Origin of the sequence: Brachybacterium sp. AOP3-A1-3 (assembly GCF_052378285.1) — a bacterium.
Lineage (GTDB): Bacteria > Actinomycetota > Actinomycetes > Actinomycetales > Dermabacteraceae > Brachybacterium.
Genome location: NZ_JBQSXM010000040.1, coordinates 1 through 7,654 on the forward strand (window position 1 = coordinate 1; position 7,654 = coordinate 7,654).

The following is a 7,654-nucleotide window of genomic DNA, read 5'->3' on the forward strand; positions in this document are numbered from 1 at the left end:
ATCACGCCATGAATCACCCCACCATGCCGCGGCGCCGAAATCTGATCGTCACTGCCACCGCAACGCTTGCCGCGGCCCTCGTTCTCACTGGATGCGCCACAACGTCGCCCGAACCCGAATCCATCTCCATCGGCAGTCAAGCCGTCGACACTGAATTCCTGACAGACCACAACCTGGACGGACTCGACGCCACGCAGGTCATCGGGCAGCTCGACACTATGCCCGTAGCCGCCGTCATCCGCGTCGGCCGGGGGCCTTGCCCCAGAGCCGTGCTCCCGTGTCATCCCGACCTTGCCCACTGACCGCAGACGGGCAAGCTCATCCAGGTCCACGTGTCCCGGGCGGCGACCGATCGCAAGTGTCCGGACGTTCGCCAAGCGGACCGGATCGACGCCCGACCACACCTGATAGCGCCACCTCCGTGTCTCGCACACGGGCGCGGTCCAGTCGAAGACGTTTGCAGCCTTCGGGCGCTGGGCAGGATCGCCGGGCTTGACATCGACGACCTCAAGGCTCCGGTCGGCCCGCGTGAGCAGGAGATCTGGGGCATGCCGTCGGATGGCTGTCCCATCGCGGCTCCGCAGCCACATCGGCTGCGCCGCGATCCAGGTCACCGACGGGTCGAAGTCGGCCAGCCACAGTCGATCCAGTTCCAGGCGACTCTCGTACGGCACGTGTCCGCCCGTGTCGCCGACCAGAACAGCCCGGAGTAGTGCCGCTGACCGGCGTAGGAGCCCACGCGCCGCACCGGGCGGGCGGTACTCAGCGTTGTCATGGCCGCATCACGGACCGTTGTAGCGACTTCGCTACTGTCGGCGGCGACGTAGCGAAGTTCAGTGTCCAGCAAAGTGGACTGCGCCATGGCTCCAGCCTGCACCCGGCGACACGTAAGTGGAACCCGCGACACGCGAGTGCCAAATAAGTGGAACAGCGACAGGTCAAACGGAAACCTACAAGGGCGAGAGTCTATGGAGTGCGGGAGCGATGCTAGTCCAGCGATTCAGAACCTCTACGAGAACCATGTATCGCTGAGCCTAGCATGCGCGACCAAACGAGGTGCCGAACCTACGAACCTCCGAGGACCCGAAGCCACGAGCCTGGGAACCTCCGAGGGACCGAGCCCACGAGGGGCCGAAGCTCCGGCGGGACGAGGTGACGAGATCACGAACGTGCGAGCCTCCGACTCTCCGAGAAGACGAGTGCGCCGTGGCGCTGGCCGGTGAGCTGACACGGAACTTCGCCGGGGCGGTCACAGTGACCCCCACCAGTCGCGGTAAGAGGATGACCCTCGTTCCAGACCTGGAGGACCTCTCATGACGCAAGCACCGGCGATCGATCGGAGACGAGCCGGCAGCTCGAGCTCCCCCCTGCCTCTGGGAGCTCTCGGGGCCGGCGCGACACTCCTCGCCGGCGGTGCCCTGATGATGAACGACGTCCCCTTGGCCGGCGCCGCCGCGTGTGTTGCCCCGCCCCTCGCCGTCGTGGGGTTTGCTCAATGGCGCGGTGCCAAGCGGAGGCAACTCCGGAGCGATCTCGTCGAGGGCCTCATCCCACTCACGGGTCCCGGGGTGGACGTCCGCTGCTCGCGATGGGCCAAGCGCGAGTACATCCACCCCCGCCCGGGGAGGATCGAGATCCGCTATGGCGCCGGCTCCCGGGACTGGGACCCGAAGTGGATGCAACAGCTCACGGCGACCGTGGAGGCCCGCGTGGGCATCGACTACAAGGTCGAGAAGCACCAGAGCTCCCGCAAACGCGTCTACCTGGTTCCCGAGATTAGTGCCGAGGAGATTTCGGACGACTCGCCGCGCGCCGTGTTGGCGCGCAAGGCCGATGTGGTGATCCGTGAGCTGCTCGGCAAGGAATCGAGCGCCACCTATTCTTGGGGGGAAGATGACTCTCTGAGCAGCATCCAGGTGGAATTCCCCAACGAGATCGCCATCAAGCTCGTCAGCCGTATGAAGCGCCAAAGCGTAGAACGTGTCGTGACGGGAACCCTTCCCGGGCGCTGGCGTTGCTCCTGGGATATCGAGGATTCGACTGCAACCTTCCGGCTCCGTACCGAATTCCCCGCAGCTGTTCCTCACCCCAAGATCAACGTCACCGACGAAAACCGATATCTCATTCCCAGCGCCGTCACCGAGGACGGTGACACCGTGTCTTGGGACCTGCGCTCCACGGACCCGCACGGCCTGACCACCGGACGCACGGGAACTGGCAAGACCGTGGTGCTGCTCGGGACCTGTATGGAGTTCACCGGCCGAGACTGGGCGGTCTGGGTCGCAGACCCGAAGCGCGTGGAGTTCCTCGGGATCCGGAAGTGGCCCAACATCCAGGTCGTCGCCACAACCGTCGAGGACCAGATCGCGATGATCTGGGATGCCTTCGAGCTCATGGAACATCGCTACCGCCTGATCGAGACGGCCGGCGCTGACGAGGACGACTTCGAGCCCCTGCTCGTGCTGGCCGACGAGTTCACCGAGTTCCGCAGCGCGGTGAACGCCTGGTGGTCTGAGAACAAGCACAAGGGCGCCCCCAGCAAGTGCCCCATCTTCAACGCCGTCGGCTCGCTCGCACGCCTCGCCCGCAAGGCCCGCATCCACCTGCGATTCGGGATGCAGCGCCCGGACGCGGAGCTGCTCTCCGGCGAGGTCCGCGACAACCTCGGAGACCGCCACTCGCTGGGCCGCCTCTCCCCGCAGGGCGCACAGATGATGTGGGAGGCCGCCTACATCGGCACGAGCGTCCCCCGGAAGATCCCCGGCCGCGGCACCGCTACCGGTCCCGACGGGCAGCCGGCGGAGGCACAGGCGTACTGGACGCCGGACCCCCGCAAGGTCGCCCGGTCCCGCAAGGCCGGAGACATCGAGATCCTCGCGGGCCTGTACCCGACCTCGACCACCCACAAGCGGTTCACCTACGAGATCGAGGATGAGGATTCCCCGACCTGGCTCGACGACAACGACAAGCCGACGCTGTACACCCCGTGGGCCGCCGTCACTCAGGCACGTCGTGTGCCGAGCCCGGACGCTGACCAGCACCTCACACTCGACGAGCTCCTGGACGACCTGAGCAGCGCTCGCGAAGCGGCAGTCGGCGAGACCTCCGCCCCGGTCCCGGAGCCACGGGAGGACCGCCATCTCCAGCTCGTGCGCGATGACGAGGATGAGGAGGCCGACGACTACGGCCTCGTGCAGACCGTCTGCGCCGACCGGCTGCGACCGGGGGATCTGATCGACGTCGACGGCGACTGGGTCGTGGTTGAGGAGGCCGTCGCTGACCCTGACGAGGAGGGCATGATCTCGATCGCCTGGCGCTCCGACGATGACGACGCCGGCGAGCTGGCGCTGACCGTTGACGACATGCTGGAGGTGCGACGGATGACCGAGGAGAGCGACTGACCTGACACCGCCCGCCGCACGACATCCCCTCGACCGAACCCCGGAGACACCATGAACCTCCCTCGCCACCCCATCCTCGATCTCGGCCGGCCCCTCGTCTTCGTCGACACGGAGACGACCATGCTGGAGCCAACCCCGAGCCCCTGGGAGATCGCGCTCATAAAACACGCCCCCGAGCAGCTCGAAGACCGGTTCCACATCATGCTGCGTGACCCTGATCTGTCGGATGCTTCGCCCGACTCCCTACGTGTGAACCGCTTCTACGAGAGGCACCCCCACTGGACCGGAACCGCCGCGCCGGCTGACGTGGCGCTGCACTCGAGCCGTGACGCCGCACAGGCGGTCGAGGTCTTCACCGCCGGCAGCGTCTTGGTCGGATCCAACCCCGACTTCGACGCCCGGGCCCTGGAGTGGCTGCTCCGCCAGCACGGGCTGAGACCGCGCTGGCACCACCACACCATCAACCTGGTCACGTGGACCTACGCGCGCCTCTTCGCGCGCGGGGAGCCGGTGACGATCCCGACGTCCTCCTACGACCTCTCACGCCGTGTGCACGTCGATCCTCCGGCAGCCGAGGACGCCCACACCGCCATGGGGGATGCCCTCTGGACCGTGCGCTGGTGGGAGAGCCTGACGGAGGCCCAGCGATGAGCCGGGGTGGGGGAGTCCTTGGGGGGTTTGGAGGGCTTGCGGCCGTGGTCCTCGTCCTCGGGGCCGGTGCCTATGTGGGGACCTCCGGGCTGGAAGATCTCCTCTCGGGCCCCGCCCAGTCGAGCGGCAGTTCGCAGAGCTCGACAGATCTGGACGAGGACGTGGACGCAGACGCTCTCTTCGGCGCCTCGAGCGAGCTGGAGGCGCTCACGATCGCCGAGCTCGGCAGCGGGGATGGCTACGACCGAGATCAGTACGGGCAGCGCTGGGCAGACATCGACCGCAACGGATGCGACCAGCGGAACGACGCTCTGCGCGCCGGCGCCGCCGAGGTCACGACCAAGCCGGGAACCCACGGCTGCGTGGTCCTCGAGGCGACGATCGAGGATCCCTACACGGGCACCACGATCGACTTCGTCAAGGGCGAGAACACCGTGGACATCGACCATGTCGTGCCGCTCTCGCGTGCGTGGCAGCAGGGAGCCTCTAGCTGGCCCGAGGAGCGCCGTGAGGAGTTCGCTAACACCTCGGGCAACCTCCTGGCGGTCGACGCCTCCGCTAACCGCTCCAAGGGCGATCGAGGCCCGGAGGAGTGGATGCCGGATGCCGGTCGCTGTGGCTACGTCGTCCAGTGGATCGACGTGAAGGCCGAGTTCGAGCTCAGCGTCTCCGCGGCGGAGAAGTCCGCCCTCGAGGACGAGCTCGACGAGTGCGAAGGGAGCTTGTGATGGACAAGGACTGGGAGTTCGTGATCCTCGTGTTCGGCGGGATGGTGGCCGCAGTGGTTGTGTTGCCGGTGCTTCTGCCCGAGCTCGCCGCCGGCGCGATCGCCAAGCTGCTCAGCTGGCAGGTCGTGGTGCCTTCGGCCGAAGCGGTGGTGTCGATCCCCACGACCGGGGTCGGCTTCGACCTTCCTCGGCTGCTGGTGGGGGCCGGGGTGCTGCTGCTGGCGGTGTGTGCGGGGCGTGTCGCTATGACGCGCCGTGCTCAGGCCTGACGCTGCGCGCTGGGTCGGCTGTCTCGCCACGCACGCACCTGCAGGGGATCCCAGAGGCGGGACCGGCCGATCTTCCGCACCGACTCGGGGAAGTCCTTCGAGAAGTCGGTGTCGCGTCGCTGGTAGCGCGTGACGGTGTCGAGCTTGACGCCGAGCTCGGTGGCGACGCCGGCCCGGGTCAGCAGTCCCTCGACCTCGAGGGTGTCTCCCGCGGCAGCCTCAGCCACGGTCGAGCGCATCCGCTGGCGCTTGTCCTGCCAGGAGCGGATCTGCTGGAGACTGAACAGAGGTCGCGGCCCGGTGTACTTGATCGGCTTGGGGAAGTCCGCGTGACGCCCGAGGTAGGTCCTCATCGACCCATAGCTGAGCTCGAGCTCGTCGGCGGCCTCCTGGAGGGAGACGAGCCGGTCGGAGGGATCGACCGGTGCGCCCTCCTCGTACCGTTGGACGGCCGCGGCGTCGTACACGTAGGCGTTCGCGCACATGCCGCAGCGCGTGACCGGGCTCGGGAAGTCGGCATGCTTCGAGTGCTTCCAGAGGGTCAACGCGGTGATGCCGAGATCGTCGGCGAGCACCGAGAGCGGCTGCACGGTGCGCGTCGCGTCGGTGCCCGGCGCGAGCTGCTCGGTGCCGTCCTCTTCCCATCGCTGCACGGCGTCCAGGTCGTAGAGGAGGCCACTGCCGCACTTGCCGCAGCGCACCACGGGCGTGGGGAATCCGTCGCGCTCGGTGTGCTTGCGCAGCGTGCGCACGGTGACGCCGACACGCTCAGCGATCGTGGCTAGGGGCTGGGGCTGGTCCAAGGGGTTCTCCTCGTGAGGCACGAGAAAGCCCACCCTCCAGGAGGAATCATCTGTCAGAACGAAACCGCGGAGGATGGGCCTCTCAAGGGTACAGGTCAAGACGCCTTCGATAGCGAGGCCTGGGCGGCGAGGGCGTCGATCTTGTCGTAGTGGACGCCGCAGAAGTGATCGTCACCGATCACCCCCACGGGAAGGGATGTGTAGCCGAGCGCCTCGACCTCGGCGCGGGCTTCGGGGTCCTGAGTGACGTCGCGGTAGCGGTACCGGACACCTTTGCGGCGGCAGCGCCGCACGAGGGCTGTGCAACGCGTGCAGTCCGGCTTGCCGTAGATGGTGATGGCGTAGTCCATGGGTGCTGCCCTTCCTTGGGAGAGGTGGTCACCCTGTTACCGCGTCTGAGGGGTGCTGTTGTGACACTCCCACGGGTACGAGATCGGGCGGTGGTCGACTCGCCGCCGGCCCTGGGGGCTCCTTTCTGGTGTGGTCGTCGTCCACCAGCGACCTTACGTGCTAGTGCCCTCACTGTCAACATGGTTGCGGGCTGCGACGTGGGCGCGTTCGATGTACGCCTCGATCTCGCTGAGCTCGACGCGCCACTGGCGCCGGCCTCCGATCTGGATCGCCCGCAGGTCTCCCGAGCGCACCAGGGCGTAGGCCTGCGAGGAGGAGATCGAGAACATCTCCGCAACCTCGCTCAGCGGGACGAACCGGCGACCGAGGACGGGGTGTGGTGAGGGAGAGGAGCTCATCTGCCCAGCGAAGCCGTTCCTGGAGGCCGCGGCAACCCGAGGCCGCGGACTGTGGATAGGTGGCGCCTACGGGGCCGAAGGGCTCGAGCGGTGCCGCGGGTAGCGGATCCCGGCGGGGGCCGGCGGAGCGTTGAGGTACTCCGCGAGCGGGCAGCCCGCCAGGTGCGGGCAGGAGTCGACGGCCACGTTGCACGGCGTGCACAGCAGCCCGCGCACCATGCCCGTCGCGTGATCGTGATCGACGACCGTGGAGAGCTGCTTGTGGCAGGCCCCGCAGGAGAGTCCCTGCACGGTCCGCAGCTCGTCGACGATGCGCACCATGCGCGGGGTCCGGTGAGTGTGGACCACGGAATCCGTGCCCCATCGTCGGTCCGATGGCTCGCAGCGCAGGTTCTCGGGCACGACCGCCGGCCGCACGCTCAGCCTCTCCCGCCACAGCCGCACCGGGGCATGGTGGGTGCTGTCCCGATCGCAGCTGCCGGCGCGCCCATCGCTGCGCAGGTGGTAGAGGCCGTCCTCGCCCTCCTTGGCGTGATCGCGGGTCCTGCTCGGGGGGCTGGCGTGGCGGCGGATCCCGCAAGGCATCAGCGAGAGACGCGCGATCTGCTCCTCCTGGGTCAGGTCGGGGTCGAGGAGCTCCGGATAGCGGCCGAGCCCGTAGCCGGCAGCCGGCAGCAGGACAGGGAGCCGATGAGCGGGGAGATCCTCGAGGCAGGTGATCGGGATGTCGCCCCGTCGGGCGTGCGAGCGAGCGTCACCACGCTCGAGGAGGTCTGCCGTGGTCGTGATCGGCAGCGCGTAGCGCTCGGCCAGGTCAGGGGTCGACAGGCTCCGGTGCTCGCGCACCCAGGCGAGACCGGATGCGAACTCGTGGGGGTAGCGCATGGCTCAGAGCGGCCCAGCGGCGATGTCGAGGCTGTGGGCACCGAGGGGGCCGGTGGGTCCGCTTCGCTCGGCGGGAGCGTCGCGCTGGCCGCGAGGGGCGTGCTGCCGCTCGTCCATCTGGATTCCCTCTCGGTTCAGAACATTCGGGGGGGGGGGGGGGGGTGGGGG

At 68.1% G+C, this 7,654-nt stretch carries 9 protein-coding genes; 4 read left to right on the top strand and 5 right to left on the bottom strand.

The window, feature by feature from the left end; genetic code table 11:
• Nucleotides 1–674, bottom strand: a 674-nt coding sequence (locus ACT3T5_RS19295; RefSeq protein ID WP_444595297.1) for a TnsA-like heteromeric transposase endonuclease subunit, incomplete at its 3' end; no start/stop codon positions are given.
• A gap of 894 nt (nt 675–1,568) precedes the next feature.
• On the opposite strand from ACT3T5_RS19295, the gene ACT3T5_RS19300 reads away from it, so the two are divergent.
• The 4 genes from ACT3T5_RS19300 to ACT3T5_RS19315 are packed head-to-tail and all read left to right on the top strand — an operon-like array spanning nt 1,569 to nt 5,049.
• Nucleotides 1,569–3,401, top strand: coding sequence for an FtsK/SpoIIIE domain-containing protein (locus ACT3T5_RS19300; protein ID WP_444595298.1), 1,833 nt, complete (start codon nt 1,569–1,571; stop codon nt 3,399–3,401).
• 51 nt (nt 3,402–3,452) lie between these two features.
• Nucleotides 3,453–4,052, top strand: coding sequence for a 3'-5' exonuclease (locus ACT3T5_RS19305; protein WP_444595299.1), 600 nt, complete (start codon nt 3,453–3,455; stop codon nt 4,050–4,052).
• A gap of 44 nt (nt 4,053–4,096) precedes the next feature.
• Nucleotides 4,097–4,780 carry an HNH endonuclease family protein gene (locus tag ACT3T5_RS19310; protein WP_444595300.1) on the top strand — a complete coding sequence of 228 codons (684 nt, stop codon included), beginning with the start codon at nt 4,097–4,099 and terminating at the stop codon, nt 4,778–4,780.
• Entirely contained in the window at nt 4,780–5,049 is a 270-nt protein-coding gene (locus ACT3T5_RS19315; protein WP_444595301.1) for a hypothetical protein, read from the top strand. Before ACT3T5_RS19310 ends, ACT3T5_RS19315 begins: the two co-directional genes overlap by 1 nt.
• Here the strand turns inward: ACT3T5_RS19315 and ACT3T5_RS19320 are convergent.
• The 4 genes from ACT3T5_RS19320 to ACT3T5_RS19335 form a co-directional block, all read right to left on the bottom strand.
• Nucleotides 5,040–5,852, bottom strand: coding sequence for a helix-turn-helix transcriptional regulator (locus ACT3T5_RS19320; RefSeq protein ID WP_444595302.1), 813 nt, complete (start codon nt 5,850–5,852; stop codon nt 5,040–5,042). The genes ACT3T5_RS19315 and ACT3T5_RS19320 overlap by 10 nt on opposite strands.
• A gap of 95 nt (nt 5,853–5,947) precedes the next feature.
• On the bottom strand, nt 5,948–6,202 hold the full coding sequence (locus tag ACT3T5_RS19325; RefSeq protein WP_444595303.1) for a glutaredoxin family protein: 255 nt from the start codon (nt 6,200–6,202) through the stop codon (nt 5,948–5,950).
• 153 nt (nt 6,203–6,355) lie between these two features.
• On the bottom strand, nt 6,356–6,601 hold the full coding sequence (locus tag ACT3T5_RS19330) for a helix-turn-helix transcriptional regulator (RefSeq protein ID WP_444595304.1): 246 nt from the start codon (nt 6,599–6,601) through the stop codon (nt 6,356–6,358).
• Between the two features lie 66 nt (nt 6,602–6,667).
• The gene (locus ACT3T5_RS19335) at nt 6,668–7,486 is read right to left on the bottom strand and encodes an endonuclease domain-containing protein (RefSeq protein ID WP_444595305.1); all 819 of its coding nucleotides are present in this window, start codon (nt 7,484–7,486) and stop codon (nt 6,668–6,670) included.
• Nucleotides 7,487–7,654 lie beyond the last annotated feature (168 nt).

Bases quoted from the DNA above. Each gene is read 5' to 3' on its own strand.
- ACT3T5_RS19305 (WP_444595299.1), top strand. From the start codon at position 3,453: ATGAACCTCCCTCGCCACCCCATCCTCGATCTCGGCCGGCCCCTCGTC.
- ACT3T5_RS19315 (WP_444595301.1), top strand. From the start codon at position 4,780: ATGGACAAGGACTGGGAGTTCGTGATCCTCGTGTTCGGCGGGATGGTG.
- ACT3T5_RS19325 (WP_444595303.1), bottom strand. From the start codon at position 6,202: ATGGACTACGCCATCACCATCTACGGCAAGCCGGACTGCACGCGTTGC.
- ACT3T5_RS19330 (WP_444595304.1), bottom strand. From the start codon at position 6,601: ATGAGCTCCTCTCCCTCACCACACCCCGTCCTCGGTCGCCGGTTCGTC.
- ACT3T5_RS19335 (WP_444595305.1), bottom strand. From the start codon at position 7,486: ATGCGCTACCCCCACGAGTTCGCATCCGGTCTCGCCTGGGTGCGCGAG.